The sequence below is a fragment of the Roseomonas marmotae genome, assembly GCF_017654485.1.
Taxonomy (GTDB): domain Bacteria; phylum Pseudomonadota; class Alphaproteobacteria; order Acetobacterales; family Acetobacteraceae; genus Pseudoroseomonas; species Pseudoroseomonas marmotae.
In genome coordinates, this window is the sequence record NZ_CP061091.1 from 3,540,306 (window position 1) to 3,565,232 (window position 24,927).

Annotated in this window: 28 protein-coding genes; 20 read left to right on the forward strand and 8 right to left on the reverse strand. The window is 69.9% G+C overall.

Annotated elements, in window-relative coordinates; genetic code table 11:
• Positions 1–110: 110 nt before the first annotated feature.
• Positions 111–1,940, forward strand: a complete 1,830-nt coding sequence (gene typA, locus IAI58_RS16760; protein ID WP_207444745.1) for a translational GTPase TypA — start codon at positions 111–113, stop codon at positions 1,938–1,940.
• 85 nt (positions 1,941–2,025) lie between these two features.
• Here the strand turns inward: typA and IAI58_RS16765 are convergent, their stop codons facing one another.
• From IAI58_RS16765 to IAI58_RS16780, 4 genes are read right to left on the reverse strand one after another with little or no spacing between them, the layout of a single operon-like run.
• Complete coding sequence (locus tag IAI58_RS16765) at positions 2,026–2,379, reverse strand: helix-turn-helix domain-containing protein (RefSeq protein ID WP_207444744.1); 354 nt, start codon at positions 2,377–2,379, stop codon at positions 2,026–2,028.
• The gene (locus tag IAI58_RS16770) at positions 2,376–2,930 is read right to left on the reverse strand and encodes a Smr/MutS family protein (RefSeq protein WP_207444743.1); all 555 of its coding nucleotides are present in this window, start codon (positions 2,928–2,930) and stop codon (positions 2,376–2,378) included. Before IAI58_RS16770 ends, IAI58_RS16765 begins: the two co-directional genes overlap by 4 nt.
• Positions 2,931–2,976: 46 nt before the next feature.
• On the reverse strand, positions 2,977–3,681 hold the full coding sequence (locus IAI58_RS16775) for a TVP38/TMEM64 family protein (RefSeq protein WP_207444742.1): 705 nt from the start codon (positions 3,679–3,681) through the stop codon (positions 2,977–2,979).
• Complete coding sequence (locus IAI58_RS16780; RefSeq protein ID WP_207444741.1) at positions 3,678–4,445, reverse strand: glycosyltransferase family 2 protein; 768 nt, start codon at positions 4,443–4,445, stop codon at positions 3,678–3,680. Before IAI58_RS16780 ends, IAI58_RS16775 begins: the two co-directional genes overlap by 4 nt.
• Positions 4,446–4,604: 159 nt before the next feature.
• Here IAI58_RS16780 and IAI58_RS16785 point away from each other — a divergent pair, with 159 nt between their 5' ends.
• From IAI58_RS16785 to IAI58_RS16805, 5 genes are all read left to right on the forward strand, one after another.
• Positions 4,605–5,702 carry a COX15/CtaA family protein gene (locus IAI58_RS16785; RefSeq protein WP_207444740.1) on the forward strand — a complete coding sequence of 366 codons (1,098 nt, stop codon included), beginning with the start codon at positions 4,605–4,607 and terminating at the stop codon, positions 5,700–5,702.
• An 8-nt stretch (positions 5,703–5,710) separates the two neighbouring features.
• Positions 5,711–7,978 carry a sensor histidine kinase gene (locus tag IAI58_RS16790; RefSeq protein WP_207444739.1) on the forward strand — a complete coding sequence of 756 codons (2,268 nt, stop codon included), beginning with the start codon at positions 5,711–5,713 and terminating at the stop codon, positions 7,976–7,978.
• Entirely contained in the window at positions 7,975–9,402 is a 1,428-nt protein-coding gene (tldD, locus tag IAI58_RS16795) for a metalloprotease TldD (protein WP_207444738.1), read from the forward strand. The genes IAI58_RS16790 and tldD overlap by 4 nt, the downstream gene beginning before the upstream one ends.
• Positions 9,402–9,842, forward strand: coding sequence for a GNAT family N-acetyltransferase (locus IAI58_RS16800; RefSeq protein ID WP_207444737.1), 441 nt, complete (start codon positions 9,402–9,404; stop codon positions 9,840–9,842). The genes tldD and IAI58_RS16800 overlap by 1 nt, the downstream gene beginning before the upstream one ends.
• A 95-nt stretch (positions 9,843–9,937) precedes the next feature.
• Positions 9,938–11,914, forward strand: coding sequence for an alpha/beta hydrolase domain-containing protein (locus tag IAI58_RS16805; RefSeq protein WP_207444736.1), 1,977 nt, complete (start codon positions 9,938–9,940; stop codon positions 11,912–11,914).
• A 44-nt stretch (positions 11,915–11,958) separates the two neighbouring features.
• Here the strand turns inward: IAI58_RS16805 and kdgD are convergent, their stop codons facing one another.
• Positions 11,959–12,882, reverse strand: coding sequence for a 5-dehydro-4-deoxyglucarate dehydratase (gene kdgD, locus IAI58_RS16810; RefSeq protein WP_207444735.1), 924 nt, complete (start codon positions 12,880–12,882; stop codon positions 11,959–11,961).
• A gap of 77 nt (positions 12,883–12,959) precedes the next feature.
• Entirely contained in the window at positions 12,960–13,724 is a 765-nt protein-coding gene (locus tag IAI58_RS16815) for a FadR/GntR family transcriptional regulator (RefSeq protein WP_207444734.1), read from the reverse strand.
• A gap of 166 nt (positions 13,725–13,890) precedes the next feature.
• Here IAI58_RS16815 and IAI58_RS16820 point away from each other — a divergent pair, with 166 nt between their 5' ends.
• Genes IAI58_RS16820 through IAI58_RS16835 form a run of 4 tightly spaced genes read left to right on the forward strand, consistent with a single transcriptional unit; the run spans position 13,891 to position 16,850 of the window.
• Positions 13,891–14,574 carry an amino acid ABC transporter permease gene (locus tag IAI58_RS16820; protein ID WP_207444733.1) on the forward strand — a complete coding sequence of 228 codons (684 nt, stop codon included), beginning with the start codon at positions 13,891–13,893 and terminating at the stop codon, positions 14,572–14,574.
• Positions 14,575–14,585: 11 nt separating this feature from the next.
• The gene (locus IAI58_RS16825; protein WP_207444732.1) at positions 14,586–15,239 is read left to right on the forward strand and encodes an amino acid ABC transporter permease; all 654 of its coding nucleotides are present in this window, start codon (positions 14,586–14,588) and stop codon (positions 15,237–15,239) included.
• A complete protein-coding gene (locus IAI58_RS16830) occupies positions 15,223–16,005 on the forward strand; it encodes an amino acid ABC transporter ATP-binding protein (RefSeq protein WP_207444731.1) in 783 nt (260 codons plus the stop codon). Before IAI58_RS16825 ends, IAI58_RS16830 begins: the two co-directional genes overlap by 17 nt.
• A 35-nt stretch (positions 16,006–16,040) precedes the next feature.
• Complete coding sequence (locus tag IAI58_RS16835) at positions 16,041–16,850, forward strand: transporter substrate-binding domain-containing protein (RefSeq protein WP_207444730.1); 810 nt, start codon at positions 16,041–16,043, stop codon at positions 16,848–16,850.
• Between the two features lie 74 nt (positions 16,851–16,924).
• On the opposite strand, the gene IAI58_RS16840 is transcribed toward IAI58_RS16835, so the two are convergent.
• On the reverse strand, positions 16,925–17,092 hold the full coding sequence (locus IAI58_RS16840) for a DUF1328 domain-containing protein (protein WP_207444729.1): 168 nt from the start codon (positions 17,090–17,092) through the stop codon (positions 16,925–16,927).
• Between the two features lie 282 nt (positions 17,093–17,374).
• Positions 17,375–18,103 (reverse strand): PhyR family response regulator anti-anti-sigma factor, encoded by a 729-nt coding sequence (locus tag IAI58_RS16845; RefSeq protein ID WP_207444728.1) that lies wholly within the window; start codon positions 18,101–18,103, stop codon positions 17,375–17,377.
• 80 nt (positions 18,104–18,183) lie between these two features.
• Between IAI58_RS16845 and IAI58_RS16850 the strand changes: the two genes are divergently transcribed.
• The 10 genes from IAI58_RS16850 (at position 18,184) to rpsT (ending at position 24,747) form a co-directional block, all read left to right on the forward strand.
• Positions 18,184–18,684, forward strand: a complete 501-nt coding sequence (locus tag IAI58_RS16850) for a sigma-70 family RNA polymerase sigma factor (protein ID WP_207444727.1) — start codon at positions 18,184–18,186, stop codon at positions 18,682–18,684.
• A gap of 315 nt (positions 18,685–18,999) precedes the next feature.
• Positions 19,000–19,530 carry a sigma-70 family RNA polymerase sigma factor gene (locus tag IAI58_RS16855; protein ID WP_237182127.1) on the forward strand — a complete coding sequence of 177 codons (531 nt, stop codon included), beginning with the start codon at positions 19,000–19,002 and terminating at the stop codon, positions 19,528–19,530.
• A complete protein-coding gene (locus IAI58_RS16860; protein ID WP_207444726.1) occupies positions 19,530–19,739 on the forward strand; it encodes a NepR family anti-sigma factor in 210 nt (69 codons plus the stop codon). The genes IAI58_RS16855 and IAI58_RS16860 overlap by 1 nt, the downstream gene beginning before the upstream one ends.
• A 65-nt stretch (positions 19,740–19,804) precedes the next feature.
• A complete protein-coding gene (locus IAI58_RS16865; RefSeq protein WP_207444725.1) occupies positions 19,805–21,586 on the forward strand; it encodes a sensor histidine kinase in 1,782 nt (593 codons plus the stop codon).
• Between the two features lie 74 nt (positions 21,587–21,660).
• On the forward strand, positions 21,661–21,858 hold the full coding sequence (locus IAI58_RS16870; protein ID WP_207444724.1) for a hypothetical protein: 198 nt from the start codon (positions 21,661–21,663) through the stop codon (positions 21,856–21,858).
• Positions 21,859–21,899: 41 nt separating this feature from the next.
• Positions 21,900–22,199 carry an ElaB/YgaM/YqjD family protein gene (locus IAI58_RS16875; RefSeq protein WP_207444723.1) on the forward strand — a complete coding sequence of 100 codons (300 nt, stop codon included), beginning with the start codon at positions 21,900–21,902 and terminating at the stop codon, positions 22,197–22,199.
• A gap of 4 nt (positions 22,200–22,203) precedes the next feature.
• Positions 22,204–22,599, forward strand: a complete 396-nt coding sequence (locus IAI58_RS16880; protein ID WP_207444722.1) for a hypothetical protein — start codon at positions 22,204–22,206, stop codon at positions 22,597–22,599.
• A 42-nt stretch (positions 22,600–22,641) separates the two neighbouring features.
• The gene (mutM, locus tag IAI58_RS16885; protein WP_207444721.1) at positions 22,642–23,484 is read left to right on the forward strand and encodes a bifunctional DNA-formamidopyrimidine glycosylase/DNA-(apurinic or apyrimidinic site) lyase; all 843 of its coding nucleotides are present in this window, start codon (positions 22,642–22,644) and stop codon (positions 23,482–23,484) included.
• Between the two features lie 80 nt (positions 23,485–23,564).
• On the forward strand, positions 23,565–24,341 hold the full coding sequence (locus IAI58_RS16890) for an enoyl-CoA hydratase (RefSeq protein ID WP_207444720.1): 777 nt from the start codon (positions 23,565–23,567) through the stop codon (positions 24,339–24,341).
• Positions 24,342–24,468: 127 nt separating this feature from the next.
• Positions 24,469–24,747, forward strand: a complete 279-nt coding sequence (gene rpsT / locus IAI58_RS16895) for a 30S ribosomal protein S20 (protein ID WP_207444719.1) — start codon at positions 24,469–24,471, stop codon at positions 24,745–24,747.
• Positions 24,748–24,927 lie beyond the last annotated feature (180 nt).

Below are 24,927 nucleotides of genomic sequence, written 5' to 3' on the forward strand. Positions count from 1 at the left end.
CCCTTCGGTCCGACCAACCCGCCTTTCGCGGCAGGAATCGGCCCGGCGGAAGACGGCCAGGGCCTTGGGGCGCGTGCGCAGGCGGCGCAGCCCCGGGGACTGCCCGCCTAATGGAACTGCGCAACGTCGCAATTATCGCTCACGTCGACCACGGCAAGACAACGCTGGTCGACAACCTGCTGAAGCAGGCCGGTGCCTTCCGCGCCAATCAGGCCGTTGCCGAGCGCGCCATGGATCGCAACGACCTGGAGCGTGAACGCGGCATCACCATTCTCGCCAAGTCCACCGCCGTCGAGTGGAAGGGCGTCAAGATCAACATCGTCGACACGCCGGGCCACGCCGATTTCGGCGGTGAGGTCGAGCGTATCCTCTCGATGGTCGATGGCGCCATCGTGCTCTGTGATGCCGCCGAAGGTCCGCTGCCGCAGACCAAGTTCGTGCTGACCAAGGCGCTGGCCCGTGGCCTGAAGCCGATCGTCGTCATCAACAAGGTCGACCGCCAGGACGCCCGCGCCGATGAAGTGCTGAACGAGGTCTTCGACCTCTTCGCCGCCCTCGGCGCCACGGACGAGCAGCTCGATTTCCACACCATGTTCGCTTCTGGCCGCCAGGGCTGGGCCGATCTGACGATGGACGGTCCCCGCAAGGACCTGTCGCCGATGTTCGACCTGATCCTGAGCCATGTGCCGGCGCCGACCGTCAAGCACGACGCGCCCTTCGCCATGAACGCGACGATCCTGGAGGCCGACCCGTTCCTGGGCCGCATCCTGACCGGCCGTATCGAGCAGGGCGTCGCCAAGACCAACATGCCCGTGCGCGTGCTGCGCCAGGACGGCACGGTGGTCGAGACGGGCCGCCTGACCAAGCTGATGACCTTCTCGGGCCTGGACCGCGTGCCGGTCGACGAGGTGCAGGCGGGCGACATCTGCGCCATCGCCGGCCTCTCGGACGCCACCATCCCCGACACCATCGCCTCCCCTGAGGTGACGGAGCCGCTGCACGCGATCCCGATCGACCCGCCGACGCTGTCCATGACCTTCCGCATCAACGACGGCCCGTTGGGCGGCCGTGAGGGCAAGAAGGTCACGTCGCGCCAGATCCGCGATCGCCTGTTCAAGGAGATCGAGGGCAATGTCGCCATCCGCGTGAAGGTCTCCGAGGAAGTGGACGCCTTTGAGGTGGCCGGCCGCGGCGAGCTTCAGCTGGGCGTGCTGATCGAGCAGATGCGCCGCGAGGGCTTCGAGCTGACCATCGGCCGCCCGCGCGTGCTGACGCAGATCAACCCGGAGACGGGCGAGAAGGAAGAGCCCTTCGAAGAAGCCGTCATCGACGTCGATGAGGAATATTCGGGCGTCGTTGTGGAGAAGCTCTCGCTCCGCAAGGGCATGATGCAGGACATGCGTCCCTCCGGCGGCGGCAAGGTGCGCCTGACCTTCCACATCCCGTCGCGCGGGCTGATCGGCTACCACGGCGAGTTCATGACGGACACGCGCGGCACCGGCATGATGAACCGCCTGTTCCTGGGCTATCAGCCCTGGGCCGGGCCGATCGAGGGCCGCATCAAGGGCAGCCTGATCTCCAACTCCGACGGCGAGGCGGTGCAGTACGCGCTCTTCTCGCTGCAGGAGCGTGGCACGCTGTTCGTGGATCCCGGCGCCAAGGTCTATACCGGCCTGATCCTGGGTGAGCATTCGCGCGAGAACGACCTCGACGTGAATCCCATCAAGGAAAAGAAGCTGACCAATGTCCGCGCCGCCGGCAAGGACGAGGCCCTGCTGCTGACGCCCCCGCGCCGGATGAGCCTGGAGCAGGCCATCGCCTATATCGAGGACGACGAGCTGGTGGAGGTGACGCCTTCCGCCATCCGCCTGCGCAAGCGCTACCTCGACCCCAACGAGCGCAAGAAGCACGCGCGCCGTTCGGAAAGCGAAGCGGCATAAGGAACGAGGCGGCCCGGGACACCGGGCCGCCTTTTTTCATGCGTCCGGCGCACCGCCTCAGCGGCCGGCCGGCAGCGGGCGGCGCTCAACCGTCCGGCTCCGCCTCCATCAGCGCCCGCATCGCCATGATCTGGGCCGGCGTCAGCGCGCGGATACGCAGGGCCAGCTCATTGGCCAGCGCCGTCGCGGCTGGGGAGAGCCCGGCGGTATCCAGCACCACGCGGGGGTGGGAGATGCGAGCCAGCCGCGTCATCTCATCGTCCCAGAGCCCGAAATATTCGTTCACCTGGTGGATCAGCCCGGCCGAGGGCCGGCCGCGCCGCCCATGCTCCAGCGCCGAGAGATAGGCGGCCGAGACCTGCAGGGCCGCTGCCAGGCCGGAGAGGGTGACGCCCCGCTCCTCCCGCAGCTGGCGCAGCCGGGCGCCGAAGGGGGTCATGGCTGCCGGCGCCGGCGCAGCAGCAGATGCACCGCGCCCTGGTTGGCGGCATGGGGATAGGCGGCGCCCAGCACCAGGGCACGCAGGTCCGGCGCGTTCAGCCAGTGCGGGAATTCCCGCCGTAGCACGCCCCCCTCGGGCATCGGCCCCTTGCCCGTCACCACCGCCACGCAGCGCAGCCCATCGGCATGGGCGGAGAGCAGGAAGGAGCGCACGGCGTGATAGGCGTCCTGCGCCCGGCGGCCATGCAGGTCGAGGGTGCGCTCCGGACGGGTGCGGCCGCGATGCAGGTCCCGCCAGCGGTTGCGGTCCAGGCCCGAGGGCATCTGCCCCACCTGCACCGATGGCGGCCGGGCCGGCAAGGGCGCCTTTCCGCGGGTGGGCATGGCCGAGGCGGCTGCGGGTGGCGGGACGGGCGCCGGTTCCGTCGGCACGGCAGGGGCTGGCGCGGGCGGCAGGGCATGACCCGGCAACGGCTGCACGGAGCTGGCAAAGGCGCGCCACAGGGCGCGTTCCTCGTCGGTCAGGATTCGGGCGCGGCGGCGGGCCATGATGCCCGCTCTTACAGGCAGCGCGCGGCGCCGTGAACACGCGGCATCACGCCGCCGGCTCATCCTGCCTGGTCTCGTCCTGCATGGCCTGGCCCGCGCGGTGGCGCCGCAGCATCCAGAAGCCCAGCACCGCCGAGACCACGAAAAGCCCCGCCGCCAGTCCGATCTGCCATTGCCGGTCCACCGCCACCCCGCTGCCGACCAGGGCGAAGATCACGGTCTGCGGCAGGTATCCGACCGCCGAGCCGGCCAGGAAGGCCAGGGCCGGGATGCCGGAGAGGCCGGCCAGCAGGTTCAGCGCCAGGTTGTTGCCCACCGGCAGCAGGCGCAGCGCCAGGGCGGCGTTGAAGGGGCTGGCCGCCAGCACGTCCCGCAGCCCGCGCAGCCTGCGGCCCATGCGCCCGGTCAGACGCCGCTCCGCCCAGTCGCGCCCGATGGCGGCGGCCCAGCCGAAGGAGAAGGCGGCGCCCAGCAGCTGCGCCAGCAGGCTCAGCCCGGTGCCGGTCCAGGCGCCGAAGGCATAGCCGCCCAGGAAGGCCACGGCCTGCCGGGGCACCCCGACCGCGCAGGCCAGCGCGCCCAGCAGGAAGAAGACACTCTCCCCCCACAGCGTCCGGTGCAGGCCGAAGCGTTCCACCCAGGCTTCCGGCGCGCCACCGCCCAGCTCACGCAGCAGCCAGCCGCCCAGGCCCAGCCCGGCGGCCAGCAGGACCACCCGGCCCACCGGTCCCAGGCGTGACGGCAGGCTCATGCCACCGGTGGCCCTTCGGACGGCAGTAATTGCGGCCGCTTCCAGCGGCGTTGCAGCCACATCACGCCCATCAGGTCGGAAATGCCCACCAGCGCCCGGTCCAGCGTGCCGTAGTTGGACACGCCACGCAGGCGGGGGCGATGGTTCACGGGGCGGCTGACCACCCGCCCGCCGGCGCGCAGCACCAGCGCGGGCAGGTAGCGGTGCATATGGTCGAAGGGCGGCAGTTCCAGGAACAGCGCGCGGGGGAAGAGCTTCAGCCCGCAGCCGGTATCCGGCGTCGCATCCCCCAGCAGCCGGGCGCGCAGGCGGTTGGCGAAGCGGCTGGAGAGGCGCTTGACCTGCGTATCCCGCCGGTTGACCCGCCAGCCCGCCACCAGAAGCCGCTCCGCCCCCGGCTCGGTCTGGGCGAAGGCCCAGAGGGCGGGAATATCGGCGGGGTCGTTCTGCCCGTCGCCGTCCAGCGTCGCGATCCAGGCGGCGCGGGCGGCGCGCACGCCGCTGACGATGGCCGCCGACTGTCCGCAGGAGGCCGCGTGCCGCAGCACCCGCAGCGCCGGATTCGTCCGCGCCACCTCGGCCAGGGCGGCGGCGGTGCCGTCGGCCGAGCCGTCATCGACATAGATGATCTCATGCGCCACCCCCGCCAGGGCGGCGGAGATCTCGGCGATCAGCGGGGCGATATTCTCCGCCTCGTTGCGCACGGGTACCACGACGGCCAGCTGGGGGACGGAGGGCGCGGCGGGCCGCGTGACATCGGACATCGGGCGCGCGGCGTAGCAGGCGGGGGCGGGCCGAACAAGCGGCGTGAGCGGGGGCCTTGCCTCCTGCCGGCGCGCGGGGCCCGCAACGGCCACCATATCAGGGATGCGGCGCAAGCGGCGGGCAAGCGGGAGGCCGATGTGGTATGGACTGCCCCCGCCATGCCCTTCGATCCCCCCTCCTCCCCGCCTCCCGCCTCCTCCCCCCTGGCGCGCGACGCCGCCGACCGCAGGGCCATCGCCCGCTGGCTGCTGCTGGTGGCCGCCATGGTCTGGATCATGGTGGCCCTCGGCGGCGCCACGCGGCTGACCGGCTCGGGCCTGTCCATCATGGAATGGGCACCGCTCTCCGGCACGCTGCCGCCGCTCACCCATGCCGAGTGGCAGCGCCTCTACGACCTCTACCGCACCATCCCGCAATACGAGCTGGTCAACCGCGGCTTCGGGCTGGAAGGCTTCCAGCGCATCTTCTGGCTGGAATGGGGGCACCGGCTCTGGGGCCGGCTGATCGGCCTGGCCTTCCTGCTGCCGCTGGTCTGGTTCTGGGTGCGGGGCCGGGTTCCGGCGGGGCTGAAGCCGCGCCTGGTGCTGCTCTTCCTGCTGGGCGGGGCGCAGGGCGCCGTCGGCTGGTTCATGGTGGCCTCCGGCTTCGCGCCGGACAGCACCGCCGTCTCCCCCTATCGCCTGGTGGCACATCTGGGGCTGGCTTTGCTGCTCTATGCCGTGCTCATCTGGACGGCGATGAGCCTGCTGCATCCGGAGCGCGACGCCCCGCCTGCCGCTGCCCCGCTGCGCCGCCTGGCGCATCCGGTGGCCGGCCTCATGGTGCTGGCCATGCTGGCGGGCGGCTTCGTCGCCGGCCTCCGCGCGGGCCTGGACTACAACACCTTCCCGCTGATGGACGGGCGGCTGGTGCCCACCGGCTATGCCATGCTCTCGCCCTTCTGGCAGAACCTCACCATGAATGTGGCGGCGGTGCAGTTCAACCACCGCCTGCTGGCGACCCTGGCCGGGGCCGGCGCCCTGGTGCTGGCGGTCTGGGGCCTGCGCGTGCTGCCGCCCGGACGCGCCCGCGCGGCGCTGCTGGCACTGGGCGGCACCGCCGTCCTGCAATACGCGCTGGGCGTGGCCACGCTGCTGCTGGTGGTGCCGGCCTGGCTGGGCACGCTGCACCAGGCCGTCGCCGTCGCCGTGCTGACGGCGGTGCTGGCCAGCCTGCATGCCCTGCGCCGCCCCCGCCTGCCGCCCGGTCCCGGCTGAGGCCCCTCGTGTCGACCTTCCCGGCCCCACCCGCCAGCCAGGAACCGCCCGCCGAGGCGGCGCTGGCGGTGGCGCCGATGAGCGTCATGATCTTCGATGCCGGGCACCGGCTGCACTTCGCCAATCCCGAGGCGCTGCGGCAGCTCGGCATGCCAGCGGGCACCGGGCTGGCCGGCCGGGCCCTGCGGGACATCCTCCGTCTCTGCGCCTTCCGCGGCTTCTTCGGCTCCGGCGACCCGGAGGAGCAGGCCGAGCAGGTCCTGGCGCTGGACCGCGGCCGGCAGCAGCGCCACACCAGGCGCCATACCGATGGCCGCTGGTTCGACTTCCATTCCGAACCCATGCCCGATGGCGGCTTCGTCTCCTATGCCACCGAGGTCACCCAGCACCGGCGGGCGGAGGCGGAGATGATGGAGCGCGCGCGCCTGCTGGAAGTGGCGCTGCGCCACCAGCATACGGGCGTGGCCGTCTTCGATGCCGCCCACCGGCTGCTGCGCCACAACGACGCCTATGAGCAGGCGCTGGGGCTGATGCCCGGCACCCTGGGCGCGGGGATGAGCCTGGGCGACATGCACCAGCACATGCTGCGGCAGCATGACGACCACCCTCTGGTGCAGGCATCGGTCCGGCAGTGGAGCCGGATTGACCGCACCCGGCCGCATGAAAAGGTGCGCGCCTTGCCGGATGGCCGCGCCATGCGCGATATCAGCCGCCCCCTGCCCACCGGCGGCTTCCTGGTGACGGTGGAGGATGTGACGGCCCTGCGCCAGGCGGAGGATGAGGCCCGCCACCGCGCCGCCACCCTGCGCGGCGTGCTGGCCGCCCTGCCCTATGGCATCGCCGTGTATGACTCCTCCCAGCGCCTGACCATGGTGAACCAGGCCTATCAGGCCCTCTTGAGCGGTGCCGAGCTGCGGGTGGGCGACCACCTGATGGATATGTGCCGGGAGCGGGAGGCGGCCGGGGAATACCCGCCCGGCGTCACCGCCGAGGAAGTCTACCGGCGGCAATTCGATTTCGGCGCCGCGCCGCGCAAGCGCGTGCGGCCGAATGGCACCGTGCTCTCCATCCGCACCGCGCCGCTGCCGGATGGCGGGCATATCAACGTGGTGGCCGATGTGACGGCCCTGCACCAGGCCGAGGTCCAGGCGCAGGAACGCGCCAGCCTGCTGCAGGCCATGCTGGACAACATGAGGCACGGTGTATGCCTCTTCGACCGTGACCTGCGCGTGGTGGCGCGCAATGACCTGGCCCTTTCCCTGAGCGGGCTGCGGGCCGAGGAGATGGTGCCCGGCGCGCAACTCGATACCCTGCGTACCCTGCAATATGAACGCGGCGAGTTCGGCGCCGGCCCGGAGGCCGAGGCCGTCTATCTCGGCCGCAAAGCTGGCGCCATCCTGCGGCAGGACCGCTATACCCGCACCCGCGCCGATGGCAGGGTGATCGAGATCAATTCCGACCCCACGCCGGATGGCGGCTTCGTCCGCACCTATACCGACGTGACGGAGGAGCGACGCATCCGCGCCGAGATCGAGCAGGCGCGCCGCGTGGCCGAGGAGGCCAATTCCGCCAAGACCCGCTTCCTGGCCACCATGAGCCATGAGCTGCGGACGCCGCTGAACGCCGTCATCGGCTTCTCCGACGCGCTGCTGGCGGAGCGGCAGATCTCGGAGGAAGGGCTGGAATTCGCCGGTGCCATTCTGGAGGCCGGGCGGCACCTGCTCTCGCTGATCGACGACATCCTGCAGGTGGCGCAGATCGGCAGCGGCGAACTGCCGGTGCAGACCCGTCCCCTCTTCCTGCCCAGCGTGCTGGAGAGCGCGGTGCGGCTGGTGCGCGGCGCCGCCGAGGTCGCGGAGGTGGAGCTGGTCATGGACCCCGTTCCCCCCCTGCCGCGCGTTCTGGCGGAGGAGCGGCGGCTGCGGCAGGTGCTGCTGAACCTGCTCTCCAATGCCGTGAAATTCACCCCGGCGGGCGGAAGGATCCATCTCAGCGCCGTGCCGCTGCCGGATGGCGGGGCGGATGTGACGGTGCGCGACACCGGCATCGGCATTCCGCCGGACCAGCTCCCCCGTGCCTTCGAGCCCTTCGTGCAACTGGAGGCGTCGCATGACCGGCGCTACGGTGGCTCCGGCCTCGGCCTCTATCTGGCGCGCGCCTTCGCCCGCGCCATGGGGGGCGAGCTGACGCTGGAGAGCGAGCGTGGCCAGGGCACCACCGCCCGGCTGCGCCTGCAGGGCGCCCCCAACCCGCAAACGCAGGAGCAGACGGCATGACCGCGCTCGACACCACCGACCGCCTGTTCTTCCGGGACCTGGAGCCCGACGCCGCCACCCGCATCCTGGGCGGGGCGCTGCGGGGCGCCGATGACGGCGAATTGTTCCTGGAATACCGGGAGAGCGAGGCCATCAGCCTCGATGACGGCCGCATCCGCACCGCCAGCTTCGACACCACGCGCGGCTTCGGCCTGCGTTCCGTGGCGGGCGAGGCCGCCGGCTATGCCCATGGCGGCGAGATTTCCGAGAGCGCCCTGAAGCGCGCCGCCGAGACGGTGCGCGCCGTCTCCTCCGGCGCCTCCGGCAGCCTGGCGGTGGCCCCGCGCGCCACCAATGCCCGGCTCTACGTGCCGGAGAACCCGCTGCCGGTCATGGACTTCGCCGCCAAGACCGCGCTGCTGGCCGCCATCGACGCCCATGCCCGCGCCCGCGACCCGCGCGTGACGCAGGTGATGGCCAGCCTGACCGGGGAATGGCAGGCCGTGCAGATCCTGCGCGCCGACGGCACCCGGGTGGCGGACCTGCGCCCGCTGGTGCGCCTGAACGTGGCCGTGGTGGTCGAGGCCGATGGCCGCCGCGAGACCGGCAGCCACGGCATGGGCGGCCGCTTCACCTATGACCAGATCACCTCCGAGGCGCAGTGGAAGGACGCGGTGGAGAAGGCACTGCGCCAGGCGCTGATCAACCTCGATGCCGTTCCCGCCCCGGCGGGCGAGATGGAAGTGGTGCTCGGCCCCGGCTGGCCCGGTATCCTGCTGCACGAAGCCATCGGCCATGGGCTGGAAGGCGACTTCAACCGCAAGAAGACCTCCGCCTTCGCCGGCCTGCTGGGGCAGCGGATCGCGGCGCCGGGCGTGACAGTGGTGGATGACGGCACCCTGCCCGACCGCCGCGGCAGCCTGACCGTGGATGACGAGGGCACGCCGAGCGGCCGCACCGTCATGATCGAGGACGGCATCCTCAAGGGCTTTATTCAGGACCGTCAGAATGCGCGGCTGATGGGCGTGAACCCCACCGGCAATGGCCGCCGGCAGAGCCATGCCTATGCGCCCATGCCGCGCATGACCAATACCGTGATGATGGCCGGCCAGCATTCGCCGGAAGAGATCCTCTCCACCGTCAAGCGCGGCATCTACGCCGTGAACTTCGGTGGTGGGCAGGTGGATATCACTTCCGGCAAGTTCGTCTTCTCGGCCTCCGAGGCTTACCTCGTGGAGAACGGCAAGGTCGGCGCGCCGGTGAAGGGCGCGACGCTGATCGGCTCCGGTGCCGATGCGCTGACCAAGGTCTCCATGATCGGCCATGACGTGGAGCTGGACCCGGGCATCGGCACCTGCGGCAAGCAGGGCCAGGGCGTGCCGGTGGGCGTGGGCCAGCCGACGCTGAAGCTGAACGGCCTGACCGTCGGCGGCACCGCCGTCTGATGCGGCTGGCGCGGCCGGAGGAAGCCTCCGCCCTGGCCGCGTTGGTGGAGCGCGCCTATGCGCCCTACGTGCCCGTCATCGGCATCCGCCCCCTGCCGATGGAGGGTGACTACCCCGCCCGCGTCGCCGCCGGACAGGCCTGGGTGCTGGAGGAAGATGGCGGCATCCTCGGCCTGCTGGTGCTGGAAGAGGCGCCGGACCACCTCTGGCTGGATAATATCGCCGTGGAACCCGCGCGGCACGGCGCCGGCATCGGGCGGCAACTCATGCGTTTCGTCCTGGGCGAGGCCGCCCGGCGCGGCAAGCCCGAGGTGCGGCTGGCGACCAACGAGAAGATGGCGCGCAACATCGGCATCTACCGGCGCCTGGGCTTCACGGAATACGGGCGGCGGGAAAAGCTGGGACGGCGCGCGGTGCTGATGCGCCGGCCTGTCGGATAGGGCCTCCGCGCCTCGCCGCGCGGTGACTTGTGCCGCCCCGCAATGCCGATAGCCTGGGCCGGCTGGAAACAGCCAATCCGGAGGAAACGGCAAACATGCCAAAGCTGTCGCGAAGAGCGGGCGCGTGCCTGCTGCCCACTTTGCTTCTGTATTCCCTGGCGCAACCGGCACGGGCCGAGGTGTCGCGCTTCGAGATCACCGCCCGCCAGGAGGCGGCGCTGGAAGGCCGCAGCTTCGGCGCGCGCGGCACGGCGGAAAAGATCACCGCCCGCGCCACCATCGCACTGGACCCTGCCGATCCTGCCAATGCGGTTATCGTCGACCTCGACCGCGCGCCGCGCAACGCGGAGGGCAAGGTGGAGGCCACCACCGATGTGGTGATCCTGCGCCCGCAGCGGCCCAACGGCACAATGATCTTCGAGGTGGTGAACCGAGGCCGCAAGCTGCTGAACAGCTGGGCGCAGGATGGTGAGACCGCCGCCGGCAGCCGGCTGGAACAGGCCGGCGACATGGGCAACGGCTTCCTGCTGGAACAGGGCTACACGCTGGTCTGGACCGGCTGGCAGGCGGATACGCTAGAGGGCGCCAACCTGCTGCGCATCGCCGTGCCCACCGTCCCCGGCATTACCGGCCCCTCGCGCGAGGAATGGAGCTTCGGCGACAAGCCCGGCCCCCATCGCGCCACGCTGAGCTACCCCGTGGCGGACCGGAACTCGGCGCGGCTGACCATGCGCGCCCGCACCGACGACCCGCGCCGCACGGGGGACGGCCTGACGCTGCGCTTCATCGACGACAGCACCGTGGAGATCACGCCCCCCGCGGATGCGCGGCCCGACACGATCTTCGAGCTGACCTATACCGCGCGCGACCCGCGGGTGATGGGCATGGGGCTGGCGGCCATCCGCGATGTGTCCAGCTTTCTCCGCCGCGACACCAGCGCGCAGAACCCGCTGGCGGCGGAAGGGCGCAGCACGGTGGACCGCGCCATCGGCCTCGGCATTTCCCAATCCGGTCGTGCCTTGCGGGACTTCCTGTATTTCGGCCTCAACCGCGACGAGGCCGGCCGTCTGGTCTTCGAGGGGATGATGCCGATCATCCCTGGCGCGCGCGGCTCCTTCACCAATGCCCGCTTCGCGCAGCCCGGCCGCAATCCCGGCCCCGAATTCGACCGCCTCTACCCCGTGGGCCAGTTCCCCTTCGCCTATGATGTCACGGAGGACGCGCTGAGCGGGCGGCGCGACGGGCTGCTGCTGCGCTGCCGCACCACCAATAGCTGCCCGCGCATCATGCAGATGGATTCGGAATTCGAATTCTGGGGCTCGCTGGGCAGCCTCAATGTCACGGATACGCGCGGCCAGCATATCGACCTGCCGCCGGAAGTGCGGCTCTACCTGCTCTCCGGCGCGCCGCACGGCAATCCGGCCAATGCGGTGGCCCGCCAGAGCCCGGCCTGTGTCATGCCGCTGAACCCGATCAGTGGTGGCCCCGCCCTGCGCTCCCTGCTGGTGGCCATGGGCGGCTGGGTGCGGGAGGGCACCGAGCCGCCCGCCAGCCGCTATCCCAGCCTGGCGCAGGGCACGCTGGTGCCGGCCAGGATGGTCTATCCGTCCATCCCCGGCCTGCCCTACGGCCAGCAATATGTCCGCGCCTTCTGGGTGCAGCAGCCGGTGGTGGATAGCGATCCGCTGCCGCAGATTCGTGGCGAGTACCCACTGCTGCTGCCGCGCGCGGGGCTGGACGGGAATGCCATCGCCGGCATCCGCCTGCCGCTCGTGGACGCGCCACGCGCCAGCTATGTCGGCTGGAACGCGCAGAAGAATGCCAGCGGGCCGCAGGAGATCTGCACGCAGTCCGGCGGCGTAGTGCCTTTCGCCGCCACCAAGGCGGAACGGCAGGCGAAGGGCGACCCACGCCCCTCGCTGGAGGAACTGTATCCGGCACCCGCTGATTATGAAGCCGCCGTGCGGGCCTCCGCGCAACGGCTGGTGGCGGAGCGGCTGCTGCTGCCCGCCGATGCGGAAGCGGCCGTGCAGGCGGCGCGTGCCGGCACGCTCGCCCGCCTCGGCCAGTAAGGCATGAATGACGGGCCGGAGGGACAGGCCCTCCGGCCCCCGTCTTACTGAGGGCCGAGCGCCTCGATCAGCGGCCGCAGCTGCGCCATCTCGGCTTCCGTCAGGTCGGAGAGCGGGGAGCGCACCGGCCCCGCCCCGCGCCCGACGATGCTGGCGCCGGCCTTGACGATGCTGACGGCATAGCCGGGCTGGCGGTTGCGGATCTTGAGGTAGGGAAAGAAGAAGTCGCGCAGCAGGCGGGTAACGGTGACGTCGTCCCGCGTCGTCACGGCCTTGTAGAATTCCAGTGCCGTGCGCGGGATGAAATTGAACACGGCCGAGGAATAGGTGGGCACGCCCATGGCCAGATAGGCCTGGGCATAGACCTCGGCCGTGGGCAGGCCGCCCAGATAGGTCAGCCGCTCGCCCAACGCGTTGTAGACCGAGACCATGGCCTCGATCTCGCCCACGCCGTCCTTGAAGCCAATGAGGTTGGGGCATTCATCGGCGACCGCCTGCAAGGTCTCGGCCGAGACGCGGCAATTGGCGCGGTTATAGACGATGACGCCGAGGCGCGTGGATTTGCAGACCGCCGCGATATGCGTGCGCAGCCCGGCCTGTGAGGTCTCGGTCAGATAGGGCGGCATCAGCAGGATGCCGGCCGCGCCCAGCCGCTCGGCCTCCCGCGCGTATTCGATGGCCATGCGCGTGCCGTAGCCGGCACCGGCGACGATCGGCACCTGCCCGCCCGAGCCCTCGATGGCGCTGCGGATCACGGCCGAATATTCGCGCTGGGTCAGGGAGAAGAACTCGCCCGTCCCACCCGCGGCGAAGAGCGCGGCGGTGCCATAGGGCGAAAGCCATTCCAGCCGGGCGCGGTAGCTCCTCTCGTTGAACTCCCCCGCCGCGTCGAAATCGGTCACGGGGAAGGACAGCAGGCCCGTCGGCAGGGCGGCTTTGAGGTCCTCGGGGCTGAACTGGCCGGTCATGCTTGCGCTCTCCTGGCTGACAAAGCCGGTATTTGTCAGTCGTCATACAAATTACGGAGCAGTGCCGCAAGCCCGCCTCACGGCGCCGCCCCGCCCAGGCGGTCCAGCGCCGCCCGCAGCCGCTCCCGGCTGTTGGTCAGGTGCAGCCGCATCGCGGCGCGCGCGCCCTCGGCATCGGCGCGGCGGATGGCGTCCAGGATATTCGCATGCTCCACCTGCAACAGGCGCAGATAGGCCAGCTTCGCCGCCGCATCCTCCTTGAACAGGTCGATCCGCGCGCGCGGCAGCAGCCGGGACGAAAGTCCGCCCAGAAGCGAGCCGAAATAGGCATTGCCGGAGAGCCTGGCGACACAGAGATGAAAAGCCTGGTCATGCACCGCCGACTGCTCGGGGTCCTCAATGCTGGCCTCGAACTCGCTGACGATGCGGGTCAGCTCCGCCAGCCCCGCCTCGTCCCGCCGCTGGGCGGCGAGCGAGGCCGCCTCGGATTCCAGCGCGATGCGGATTTCCATCAGCTTCAGCACATCCGCCGCCGCGCCGGCCTCGGAAGGATCGAGGCGATAGGCGGAGAGTTGCGGCGCCGGCTCCAGCACGAAGGCGCCCCGTCCCTGCTGCGTCGCCAGCCTGCCGGCGGCACGCAGGCTGGACATGGCCTCGCGGATCACGGTCCGGCTGACGCCGTAGCGGGCCATCAGCTCGCGCTCGGTGGGCAACTGGTCGCCCGGCCGCAGTTCCCCCCCTTCCATGCGCGCCGTCAGGTCGCGCGTGACCTGCTCGGCCAGGGTGAGGCGGCGTGGGGCACGGAGGGGACGGAGCGTGAGTTCGGCGGGGTCAGGCAGCATGGGCGGACACTTGCACAACCGGCGGCGCAGGGCTATCAGCGAAGATAAAATTGGTCTGACAACAGACGAATTGTAAGGTGGGCCAACCACCACCCGAGGAACGAGAAGCAGGAGAGAGCCCGGCCATGGATGTCCCACGCGCGCTGACCTCGCCCGGCGCCCTTCCGTGAGATACGATTTCGATTTCGCCGTCCTGGCGGATTACTGGCCGGACTTCCTCTCCGGTGCCCTTGTGACACTGCAACTGACGGCCATCGCCACCATCCTCGGCATGGCCATCGGCACGCTCTGCGCCATCGGCAGCCGCAGCAGGCGCCGCTGGCTCTCCCGCGGCGTCGGTATCTATGTCGAGATCGTCCGCAACACGCCCTTCCTGATCCAGATCTTCTTCCTCTATTTCGGCCTCGCCAGCGCGGGCATCCGGCTGCCGGTCTTCACCGCCGCCGTCGTCGCCATGGTCTTCAACGTCGCCGCCTATTGCTCGGAAATCATCCGCGCCGGCATGGAGACGGTGCACCCCGGCCAGATCGAGGCCGCGCAGTCGCTGGGCATGTCCACGCCGCAGATCTACTGGGACGTCATCCTCCGCCCGGCCATCGAGCGCGTCTATCCCGCGCTGAGCAGCCAGTTCGTGCTGATGATGCTCTCCTCCTCCGTCGCCTCGCAGATCTCGACGGAGGAACTGACGGCGGTGGCCAACAACGTCCAGTCCATGACCTTCCGCAGCCTGGAGACTTTCCTCGCGATCGCGCCGATGTATCTGGCTCTGGCGGGGCTGCTGAAGCTCTGCTTCTGGCTCCTCGGCCTGGTCGCCTTCCCGCGCCGCCGGCGCCTCGGCACGGCACTGTAGGGGGCCACGCGATGGATATCGTCTTCAACTGGAGCTATTTCGGCTATCTGATCCAGGGCGCGATCTGGACCCTCATCCTCTTCGCCCTGGCCTTCGTCCTCGGCGGCGCGGCGGGCTTCCTGGTGATGCTGGCGCGCACCGCGCGCTCCCGCCTCATCCGCCGGGTCGCGCTGGTCTATGTGGAGGTCATCCAGGGCACGCCGCTGCTGGTGCTGCTCTTCATCGCCTATTTCGGCCTGGGCGTCTTCGGCATCGAGGTGCCGCCGCTGGTGGCCGCGGCGGTCTCCCTGATGATCAATGCCAGCGCCTTCCTGGGCGAGATCTGGAAGGGCTGCGTCGATGCCGTGCCGCGCACCCAGTCCGAGGCCGCCGAATGCCTGGCCCTGACACGCTGGCAGGCCTTCGTCGATGTCATCCTGCCGCAGGCGGCGCGCATCGCGACACCGCCCACCGTCGGCTTCATGGTGCAGCTGCTGAAGAACACCTCCCTCGCCTCCGTGGTCGGCTTCGTGGAACTGACGCGGGCGGCGCAGGTCATCAACAATTCCACCATCCAGCCCTTCCTCGTCTTCGGCATCGCGGGCGCGCTGTATTTCTGCCTCTGCTACCCGCTCACGGCCTGGAGCCGCTCGTTGGAAAGGACGCTCAATGTCGGCCGCCGCTAACGTCTCCGCCCGTCCGCCCGCCACCGCAGCCATCAGCCCCGCCGTCAGCCTGAAGGATGTGCACAAGAGCTATGGCCCGCTGGAGGTGCTGAAAGGCGTCTCCTTCGACGTGGCGCCGGGCGAGGTGGTCGCCATCATCGGCGCCAGCGGTTCCGGCAAATCCACCGCGCTGCGCTGCATCAACGGGTTGGAGAGCATCCAGGGCGGCAGTATCGAGGTCTGCGGCCACCATGTCGGCCCGCATCTGAAGGACGCCGGGCTGCGCGCGCTGCGGCAGGATGTCGGCATCGTCTTCCAGAGCTACAATCTCTTCCCGCACCTGACGGTCGAGCAGAACATCACCCTGGCGCCGCGCCGGGTGAAACGCATGGCCACCAGCGCGGCGCGGGAACTGGCGCGGGAATGCCTGGCCCAGGTCGGTCTGGCCGAGAAGGCCGATGCCTATCCTGAGCAGCTTTCCGGCGGCCAGCAGCAGCGCGTCGCCATCGCGCGCTCCCTGGCCATGCGGCCGAAGGTCATGCTGTTCGACGAGGTGACCTCCGCGCTTGACCCCCACCTGACGGGCGAGGTGCTGCGCGTGATGGAGAAGCTGGCGCGCGCCGGCATGACCATGATCACCGTCACGCATGAAATGGGCTTCGCCCGCCGCGTCGCCAACCGCACCATCTTCATGCGCAGCGGACTGGTCTGGGAGGTGGGCGGGGCAGAGATGTTCGCCGCGCCCCGGACGCCCGAGTTGCAGCAGTTCCTGGGCAGCGAGCTCTAGCGCCCGATCAAAGAAACCAGAGGAGGACACCAAGAATGATCACGCCCTTCAATCGCCGCGCGCTGCTGGCCGGGGCCGCCGGCCTCGGCGCCGCCAGCCTGCTCCCCCTGCCCGCGCGCGCGGACAGCCTGGGCGATATCCGCAAGAACAAGAAGGTCCGCATCGCCGTCGCGATGGGTATCCCGCTCTTCGCCTTCATGGATGCCGGCCTCACTCCCACCGGCTCGGATGTCGAGACGGCGCGGCTGGTGGCCAAGGCGCTGGATGCCGAGCTGGAACTGATCCAGATCACCAATGCCGCCCGCGTGCCGACCATCCAGACGCGCAAGGCGGATATCCTGATCGGCAGCCTGGCCATCACGCCGGAGCGCAAGCGCGCCATCGACTTCAGCATCCCCTATGCGACGCTGGACATCATCGTCGCCGGCGTCCCTTCCGTCGCGGTGAAGGATTACCCGGACCTCGTCGGGAAGCGCATCGGCGTGACGCGCGCGACGGTGAACGATCTGATGGTCTCGCAGAACGCCCGCGGCGCGGAGATCATCCGCTTCGAGGATGACGCGACGCTGATCACCGCCGTCGCCTCCGGCCAACTCGACCTCGTCTCCACCCAGACGGCGGTGCTGGACAGCATGAACCAGAAGCGCCCCGGCAACCGGCTGGAGGTGAAGTTCGTGCAGCAGGAGCTCAATCTCGGCATCGCCCTGCCGAAGGGGGAAGATGCGCTGAAATCCTGGCTGAACGACTGGATCCGCACCGCCTTCAACAATGGCGAGCTGAACAAGGTCTTCAGCCAGTTCCATGGACGCGACCTGCCGAAGGATCTGATCAACCGGGAGGTCTGATCCGCCGGACGCGGGATAGAAAAAGGGCGGGCTCCCTTTCGGGGGCCCGCCCTTTCTTTTGCGTGGCTCAGATGTCAGCCAAAGGCCCAGCCGCGGCCGGCGATCAGGGAGATGAGGAAGAGCACCAGGAAGACCACGAAAAGGATCTTGGCGATGCCGCTGGCGGCGGAGGCGATGCCCGTGAAGCCGAGCACGCCGGCGACGAGCGCGATGACGAGAAAGATCAACGTCCAGTAGAGCATGGCTGAATTTCCTCGGAACGGGACAGGGGGTGGGGCGGCTGCCTCAGCGGCGGCCGTGGCGGGTAGGCGCGGGACGGAGAGTGCCGGGCATGGCCCCGTGGTGGCGCCGGATGTGCCGGAGTCCGTGGCCTCCGCTCCCCCTTGCCGCGCCGGGCTGCCGCTGCGGGCATCCGGCCATATCGTCCAGGATCATCCGTCGTCTCCTCCGCCCGCCCAGCAAAGCCAGGCTTCGCAGTGTCGGTGGAACGTGGCGGACGACACCCTGGTTTCAGCTTGGGGCCGTCAATCGATCGGCACGGTCGAGGAAACCGCCTGATAGGTGGCGATCGCCAGCGCCAGCGGTTCGAAAGGCTTGGAGATCACGAAGGCGGGCTCCACCTGCTCGGCCGTCAGCAGCCGCTCGGGATAGGCGGTGACGAAGATCACCGGCACCTTCAGCTGTTGCTGGATGCGGCCGACGGCGGTGATGCCATCCCCCCCTGCGCCCAGGTTCACATCGGCCAGGATCAGCCCCGGCCGCTTGCTGGCCGCCAGCCGCACGGCCTGGGACTCGCTGGCGGCGACGCCCACGACGCGGTGGCCGCAGGATTCCACCAGCTGCCGCACATCCATGGCGATGATCGGCTCATCCTCGATCACCAGCACATCGGTCGCGGCGGCGCTGCGCAGCGCCGCCCGCGCCTCCTCCAGCTCCGTCTCCGCCACGTCGGTCGGGATGCCGATGACGGCGCCGGCCTCGCTGACGGAAAGTTCCTCCAGCGCTGTCAGCAGCAGCAGCTGCCGCTGCCGCGCGCCCAGCACGGCGCCGGAGGCCGGGACCGCGGGCGGCGGCGCCAGCCGCGTGACGCCGGCATAGAGCGCCAGCCGCGCCGAGAGACCCTCCGGCAGCCCGCCGCGCAGCGCCTGCGCCACCAGCGCATCGCCTGCGGCCTGGCTGCCGGTCAGCGCCCGCGCGTAACGGCGGGCAGGTGGCAGGCTCCGCAGCAGCTCGGCTTGGGTGACGGCATTCATATCGTGGCCCTCGTATCAGTGCTGTGTGTCGGCTTGCTCTTGGGCCGCGGGGCGGCGCTCGCTAAGACAGTCATCGCATCATGACCGATCAGCCAGAGTCTGTCCGCCTTTCCTTGCCGCCCCTGCTGCCGGACCTGCGCGCCTTCGCGCGCTTCCTGGCGCGGGATACGACCCTGGCCGATGATCTGGTGCAGGAAGCGGTTTTGCGCGCCTTGCGTGCCGAATCTCAATGGATCCCGGGAACCAGCCTGCGGGCATGGATGTTTCATATCCTGCGTAATGTCTTCCTGGAGCAACTGCGCCGCCGCGGCACTGAGCGCCGCGCGCTGGAGCGGCTGCCCGGACATGATGAAAGCGGCGTGCCGCAGGAGGAACATGGAGAGTTGGAAGATCTGGGCCGTGCCTTGCAGTCCCTGCCCATGCCCCAGCGGGAGGCCTTGATTCTGGTCGGTGCGCACGGCCTGTCGCATGAAGAGGCAGCGGCTGTCTGCGCGGTGCCGGTCGGCACGGTGAAGGCGCGCGTCTCGCGTGCCCGTGCGGCGCTGGCGCGCAGGTTTCCGCATCGCGCACCCGTGGAATAGCAGGCGGGTGGCGCAGCGGCAGGCAAGGGAATGGTCGGTCTTGGCAGCGCGCATGGATCCACGCCGCAAACGCCCAGGCCGGAGCTTCGGTTCCATGCATAATCCGCATGGCAGGAATGCATTATAGAGATAGACAGAATGCAACTGCTTTCAGTGCTGGCTCATTGGTCGGACATGCAAGGCCATGAGAAGGATACCCGACAGGTGACCCAGTCCGAGACCGCGACCACTCTCGCCGAGACCGTGACCGAGGGCCCCAGCTTCCACGAGCAGCTCATTGCCCTGCTGCCCCGGCTGCGCGTCCAGGCTGTGTCCATGACCCGCAATCGCGCCGACGCCGATGACCTCGTCCAGGCTGCGGTCAGCAACGCTCTGGCGGCCCAGGCCAGCTTCACCCCCGGCACCAATTTCGGCGCCTGGATGTTCCGCATCCTGCGGAACCGCTTCCTCTCCGATATCCGCCGCAAGCGTGACACCTGCGACATGGACAATGCGCCCGCGGAGGCGCTGGCCCGCCCGCCGGCGCAGGAAGACAGCCTGGCACTGCGCGAGCTGCGGATGCGGCTGGCCGATCTGCCGGAGGATCACCGCACCGCCCTGATGCTCGTCACGGTGCAGGGCATGTCCTATGAGGAAGCCGCCGAGGTCATGGGCTGCGCGGTCGGCACCGCCAAGTGCCGTGTCTTCCGCGCGCGCCGCCAGCTGGAGGCCTGGCTGTTGGGCGAGGAGCCGCGGGCGAAGCGTGGCACGGCTCAACCTCAAGCTGGCGAGACCTCTCGTCGTGGTGCTACAAGCCGCAAGGCGAACACGAAGGCCAGCGGGCAGGCACTGCACCTGGGAAGCTGATGGACGATCAGGCGGATAAGCGTGTGTTGGCGGAGGAGGGTGAAGAGCCCTCCGACCGCCCGAGGGAGCGAAGCAATCGCAAGGGCACTCCCGATGCCGCCTTCGATCTATGGCTGCAGCGCGGTCTGCACGCCATGTATGATGACATCGCCCGCGAACCCATCCCCGAGGAATTGCTCAGGCTGATCGAGCAGGACCGCACGAAGTGACCCCACCGGCGGCGCCACCGTCCCGGTGGGCGCCGTGGCGGCTGATCCACACTGTACGCGGGCGCATGCTGGTACTGCTGATGGTGGCCAGCGTCCCCGTCATCGGCATCGCCGGTGCCAATGCCATCCTGGGATATGAGGCCGAACTGGCCTCCGGCCGGCGCAATGCAGCGATGCTCGGCGAGATCACGGCCGAGCGCTACGGCTCCCGCATCTCCACCATGCGCGAGATGCTGCGCGGCATTGCCCGCAACCCCAGCCTGAGCGCCCTGGCCAACGACCATTGCGGTGCCGATCTGGGCATGCTGCTGAACATCTACCGGGACCGGTATTCCAATATATGGGTTCTGGATGGCGATGGCCGTCTGATCTGCAGCGCCCTGCCCGATGCCCCGCGGGGCGGGGATTTCTCCTCCGCCTCATCCTTCGCCCTGGCCCGCGACATGGCCGCGCAGCTCTCCCGCAGGCCCGATGGCGCTGGCGAAGGCTTCGCGCTGGACCGCTTCAGCAGCGGCCTGCTGACCAACCGCCCCATCCTGGTGGGCCTGGTCCCGGTGATGGAAGGCACCCGCCTGAGCCGCGTCATCGCCGCCGGCCTGCTGATGGATGCCTTCATCCGCAGCGGCACGCGCACCCCCCTGCATGAAAGCCAGCGCGTCTGGCTGGCGGACCGCGAGAATACCCTGGTCCCCCTCACCACCGCCCGGGCCGAGGAACTGCCCGGGGAACCGCTGCTGCGTCGCCTGCTGAACGACCCGGCTGTCGGGGCGGTCGAGGGCCATGCCCGCAACGGGCAGGACTTCGCCTATGCCATCTCCCCGCTCGATGCCGATGTCCGGCTGGTGGTGGGCCTGCCCACCGGGGATATCCGCCGTGCCGCCAACCATCTGCTGCTGCGGCGGGTGGGTGAGCTGGCGGCCTTCCTGTTGGCCTGCCTCGTCGTCATTGTCGTCGGCGCCGATATCGCCATCGCCCGCCCGCTGCGGCAGCTGGCCTGGCGGGTCCGTGCCTGGCGCCCCGGCGCGCCCTTCGGCGGACGCCCCCTTCGCGGGGAGCCGGAGGAGGTCCGCCGGCTGGAGCAGGCCTTCACCGATGCCGCCGTCACCATCTCGGCACGGGAGGAGGAGCTGCGGGCCGCGCTGCGCCAGCGCGACCTGCTGATGGCCGAGATCCACCATCGCGTGAAGAACAACCTGCAGATCGTCGCCTCGCTGCTGAACCTGCAGGCCGGGCGCCTGCGCGACCCCGCCGCTCGGGCCGAATTCGGCACGGCGCGGGACCGCGTGCAGGCCCTCGCGACCCTGCACCGCCACCTCTATACGAACCGCAGCTTCGAGGCGATCGCGCTGCGCCCCTTCCTGGAGGAGCTGTGCCAGCAGCTCTTCAGCGCGCTCGGCGAGACGCCCGGACGCCGCATCAGCCTGGTGGTGCAGGCCGGGGAGCTGGAGATCGTGACGGACCAGGCTGTCTCCCTGGCGCTGCTGGTGACGGAGGCCGTGACCAATAGCATCAAGCACGCCTTCCCTGACGACGCCTCCGGCACGATCACCATTTCCGTGCAGACGGAGCCCTCGGGCGAGCCGGACGAGGATGGCGAGGGCGTGGAGGTGCTGCTTTCCATCCGCGACAACGGCCAAGGCATGAGCGAAGATGACGAGAGCAGCGGCGGCATCGGCATGACCCTGATCCAGGGCTTCGCCCAGCATCTGGGCGGCCAGATCCACCGCCACCCCGGCCCCGCCGGCGGTACCGAGCTGACCCTGCGCTTTCCGCTGCGGCGGCGGGAAGGCGAGATTTCCGGCCGCCACATGGCCGGCGCCATGGAGGAAGCCGAAAGCCCGGGCTGAAGGCGGCGCTCACGCTTCTCGCAACCAGACCTCCAGCGCGGCGTTAAGCTCGTATATGGGTCAGGAGAATCTCCATGCGCAGGTTGATCCCCCAGTTTCTGACGGCGCTCTTGCTGCTGCTGCCCCTGATTCTGATGGCGTGCCAGGAAGGGCCTGCGGAACGTACCGGTCGCAGTATCGACAATATCGGTGATTCCATCCGCGACGCGGTAGACCCGCCCAGCGGCCCCGCCGAACGTCTCGGCCGCGACATCGATCGCGCCACCCGCTAAGCCTCAACTCAGGCCGCCGCCCCCCCCGAAGGAGAACCGACATGGCTTCGTCTCACGACATCAATCTCGAACCCGTCGAGGAAAAGATCGCCGACCTCCGGCGCAAGGTGGAAGCACTGATGGAGGAGCGCGTGACCCCGGCCGTCAGCCGCGCCGCCGGCCGGGCGCAGGACTTCGCCGACCGCGCCCAGGGCATGGCGCGTGACCTCGGCGACCAGGTCTCCGACACCGCGCGGAAGGAGGCCGATACCGTCGCCAGCCTGGTGCGGGAACGCCCCTTCACCTCCATCGCCCTGGCCGCCGGCCTGGGTTACGTCCTGGCCCGCCTTCTGGGGCGCTGACGGGATGCGCTCGCTCCGCCTCTTGAATCTGGCCTGGGAGGCGGAGCGCACCCGGCTGGGCCTCAGGCTCCAGCGTGAGGTCCGCCGCGTCATTCTCTTCGCCGTGGCGGGGGTAATGGCGGGAGCGGCCTTCGCCATGCTGCACCTGGTCGCCTGGATCGCCCTTGGCGCCACTCTCTCGCCGCTGTGGCGCGCCATCGCCATCTTCGCCTTCGATCTGGTACTCGCGGCCATCATCCTGCTCATCGCCATGCGGAATCCGCCCAGCCCCGCCGAGCTGGAGGCGGCCTCCATCCGCCGCACCGCCCTGATCGAGGCCCGCAACGGCGTCGGCGTCAGCATGGTGCCGCTGGCCTTCGGCCTGCTGCGCCGCCGCCGCAGGCGCCGCTACGAGGACTGAGAGCGCCCTCGCCAGCCGTCCAGGGCCGGCGTAAACAGTGCCATGCCCGAGCTCCCCGAAGTCGAGACCGTGATGCGCGGCCTGGCCGCCGTGTTGCAGGGCCAGACCATCCTGCGCGCCGAGACCCGGCGCGAGGGAATGCGCTGGCCCTTCCCCGCCCGGCTGGCCGAGACCCTGGCGGGCGCGCGGGTCGAGGGCTTCCGCCGGCGCGGCAAATACATGCTGATGCGCCTGTCCAACGCGCAATCCGTGCTGATCCATCTGGGCATGTCCGGCCGCATGGTGGCGCGCCCGCGCGGCGCCAATACCCCGCCCCCCGCCCATGAGCACCTGATGCTGGAGACGGCGGAGGGCACCCATGTCGGCTTCGTGGACCCCCGCCGCTTCGGCAGCGTGGACCTGGTGCCAACCGCCGCCGAGGACAGCCACCGCCTGCTGGCCGGCATGGGGCCGGAGCCGCTGGAGGAGGGCTTCACCCCCGCCATCCTCGGCGCCGCCCTGGCCGGCAAGCAGACCCCCGTCAAGGCCGCGCTGCTGGACCAGTCCGTCGTCGCCGGGCTCGGCAACATCTATGTGGCGGAGGCCCTCTTCCGCGCCGGCATCTCCCCCCGCCGCCTGGCCGGCACCATCCCCGGCGCCCGCGCCCAGCGCCTCGTCCCCGCCATCCGGCAGGTGCTGCAGGAGGCGATCGATGCCGGCGGCTCCTCGCTGCGGGACTATGTGCGGGCGGATGGCGAGCTCGGCCGCTTCCAGGACCGGTTCCAGGTCTATGACCGCGAGGGGCAGCCCTGCCCGCTCTGCCCGGGAGCACCGGCCTGCCGGGGCGTCTCCCGCATCACCCAGGGCGGGCGCAGCACCTTCTTCTGCGCGCGCACGCAGCGCTGAGGCGGCGGGGGCGGCACCCCCTGGCCCCGGCGCGGCAGCTGTGCAAGCTAGACCCTTCAAACGCCAGGGGAGCGACGGGAATGGCTGATTACGAGATGATCCTGACCGAGGTGCAGGGCGCTGCCGGGGTGATCCGGCTCAACCGCCCGCAGGCCCTGAACGCGCTGTGCGACCAGTTGATGGACGAGGTGGCGCAGGCGCTGCGGGCCTTCGATGCCGACCCCGCCATCGCCGCCATCGTCCTGACCGGCAGCGACAAGGCCTTCGCCGCCGGCGCCGATATCAAGGAGATGCAGCCGCGCTCCTGGCCCGACACCTATCGCCACGACTTCATCGCCCCCTGGGAGGCCGTGCTGGGCGTCCATAAGCCCGTCATCGCCGCCATCGCCGGCTTCGCCCTGGGCGGGGGCTGCGAGGTCGCGATGATGTGCGATATCCTGATCGCCGCCGACAATGCCAAATTCGGCCAGCCCGAGATCCGGCTGGGCATCCTGCCGGGTGCCGGCGGCAGCCAGCGGCTGACCCGCGCCATCGGCAAGTCCAAGGCGATGGAGATGGTGCTGACCGGCCGCATGATGGACGCGCAGGAGGCCGAGCGGACGGGGCTGGTGGCCCGCGTGGTGCCGCTGGCGGAGCTGCTGCCGGAGGCCGTGGCCCTGGCCCAGAAGATCGGCGAGCTGTCGCCCCCCGCCGTCGCCATGGCCAAGGAGGCGGTGAACGCCGCCTTCGAGCTGCCGCTGCGCGAGGGCCTGCGGCTGGAGCGGCGCCTTTTCCTCTCCCTCTTCGGGACGGAGGACCAGAAGGAGGGGATGTCGGCCTTCCTGGAGAAGCGCAAGCCCAGCTTCCGGCAGGGCTGATTCACGGCGCCGCGATGCCCTCCTCATTGACTCTTATCCCCAGGGGCGGGTAGAAGCGGCGCCTTCCCGTGGCGGGCTGAACGGCCCGCGCGTATTTCAGAAACAGATACTGGTCCGAACACACGCCATGGCGAATACGGCTTCCGCGCGCAAGCGCATCCGGCAGACGGCCACCCGCAACGAGCGCAACCGCGCCCGCCGCTCCCGCGTCTCCACCTTCCTCGTGAAGGTCGAGAAGGCGATCGCTGGCGGCGACAAGACCGCTGCCCAGGCGGCATTCAAGGATGTGCAGCCTGAGCTGCAGCGTGCCGGCACGAAGGGCGTGATGCACGCCAACACCGTTGCCCGCAAGCTGTCGCGCCTCTCCGCGCGCATCAAGGCACTGGCGGGCTCCGCGCAGGCCTGAAGCAGTGGCTCAACCCTGTGGGCTTCCCGCAGGGTTGACCGGACGGGCCTCTGTTCACGTATATTCCCGTTGCGCCGGCTGGCCGGCGGGAATAGCTTCCAAGAACAGGCGCCCGCCAAATCAAATTGTTCCACTCATCTCGGTTTATTAGCCGTTCTTCCGGCTGGGTCTTTTTTTACC

Excerpts from the sequence above, each read along its gene's own strand:
- IAI58_RS16850 (WP_207444727.1), top strand. The coding sequence starts at position 18,184 with ATGACCGATCAGCCAGAGTCTGTCCGCCTTTCCTTGCCGCCCCTGCTG.
- rpsT (WP_207444719.1), top strand. The coding sequence starts at position 24,469 with ATGGCGAATACGGCTTCCGCGCGCAAGCGCATCCGGCAGACGGCCACC.
- mutM (WP_207444721.1), top strand. The coding sequence starts at position 22,642 with ATGCCCGAGCTCCCCGAAGTCGAGACCGTGATGCGCGGCCTGGCCGCC.
- typA (WP_207444745.1), top strand. The coding sequence starts at position 111 with ATGGAACTGCGCAACGTCGCAATTATCGCTCACGTCGACCACGGCAAG.
- IAI58_RS16785 (WP_207444740.1), top strand. The coding sequence starts at position 4,605 with ATGCCCTTCGATCCCCCCTCCTCCCCGCCTCCCGCCTCCTCCCCCCTG.
- IAI58_RS16765 (WP_207444744.1), bottom strand. The coding sequence starts at position 2,379 with ATGACCCCCTTCGGCGCCCGGCTGCGCCAGCTGCGGGAGGAGCGGGGC.
- IAI58_RS16825 (WP_207444732.1), top strand. The coding sequence starts at position 14,586 with ATGGATATCGTCTTCAACTGGAGCTATTTCGGCTATCTGATCCAGGGC.
- IAI58_RS16845 (WP_207444728.1), bottom strand. The coding sequence starts at position 18,103 with ATGAATGCCGTCACCCAAGCCGAGCTGCTGCGGAGCCTGCCACCTGCC.
- IAI58_RS16880 (WP_207444722.1), top strand. The coding sequence starts at position 22,204 with ATGCGCTCGCTCCGCCTCTTGAATCTGGCCTGGGAGGCGGAGCGCACC.
- IAI58_RS16775 (WP_207444742.1), bottom strand. The coding sequence starts at position 3,681 with ATGAGCCTGCCGTCACGCCTGGGACCGGTGGGCCGGGTGGTCCTGCTG.
- IAI58_RS16770 (WP_207444743.1), bottom strand. The coding sequence starts at position 2,930 with ATGGCCCGCCGCCGCGCCCGAATCCTGACCGACGAGGAACGCGCCCTG.
- IAI58_RS16855 (WP_237182127.1), top strand. The coding sequence starts at position 19,000 with ATGACCCGCAATCGCGCCGACGCCGATGACCTCGTCCAGGCTGCGGTC.
- tldD (WP_207444738.1), top strand. The coding sequence starts at position 7,975 with ATGACCGCGCTCGACACCACCGACCGCCTGTTCTTCCGGGACCTGGAG.
- IAI58_RS16865 (WP_207444725.1), top strand. The coding sequence starts at position 19,805 with ATGCTGGTACTGCTGATGGTGGCCAGCGTCCCCGTCATCGGCATCGCC.
- IAI58_RS16840 (WP_207444729.1), bottom strand. The coding sequence starts at position 17,092 with ATGCTCTACTGGACGTTGATCTTTCTCGTCATCGCGCTCGTCGCCGGC.
- IAI58_RS16780 (WP_207444741.1), bottom strand. The coding sequence starts at position 4,445 with ATGTCCGATGTCACGCGGCCCGCCGCGCCCTCCGTCCCCCAGCTGGCC.
- IAI58_RS16870 (WP_207444724.1), top strand. The coding sequence starts at position 21,661 with ATGCGCAGGTTGATCCCCCAGTTTCTGACGGCGCTCTTGCTGCTGCTG.
- IAI58_RS16860 (WP_207444726.1), top strand. The coding sequence starts at position 19,530 with ATGGACGATCAGGCGGATAAGCGTGTGTTGGCGGAGGAGGGTGAAGAG.
- kdgD (WP_207444735.1), bottom strand. The coding sequence starts at position 12,882 with ATGACCGGCCAGTTCAGCCCCGAGGACCTCAAAGCCGCCCTGCCGACG.
- IAI58_RS16800 (WP_207444737.1), top strand. The coding sequence starts at position 9,402 with ATGCGGCTGGCGCGGCCGGAGGAAGCCTCCGCCCTGGCCGCGTTGGTG.
- IAI58_RS16835 (WP_207444730.1), top strand. The coding sequence starts at position 16,041 with ATGATCACGCCCTTCAATCGCCGCGCGCTGCTGGCCGGGGCCGCCGGC.
- IAI58_RS16815 (WP_207444734.1), bottom strand. The coding sequence starts at position 13,724 with ATGCTGCCTGACCCCGCCGAACTCACGCTCCGTCCCCTCCGTGCCCCA.
- IAI58_RS16805 (WP_207444736.1), top strand. The coding sequence starts at position 9,938 with ATGCCAAAGCTGTCGCGAAGAGCGGGCGCGTGCCTGCTGCCCACTTTG.
- IAI58_RS16830 (WP_207444731.1), top strand. The coding sequence starts at position 15,223 with ATGTCGGCCGCCGCTAACGTCTCCGCCCGTCCGCCCGCCACCGCAGCC.
- IAI58_RS16875 (WP_207444723.1), top strand. The coding sequence starts at position 21,900 with ATGGCTTCGTCTCACGACATCAATCTCGAACCCGTCGAGGAAAAGATC.
- IAI58_RS16890 (WP_207444720.1), top strand. The coding sequence starts at position 23,565 with ATGGCTGATTACGAGATGATCCTGACCGAGGTGCAGGGCGCTGCCGGG.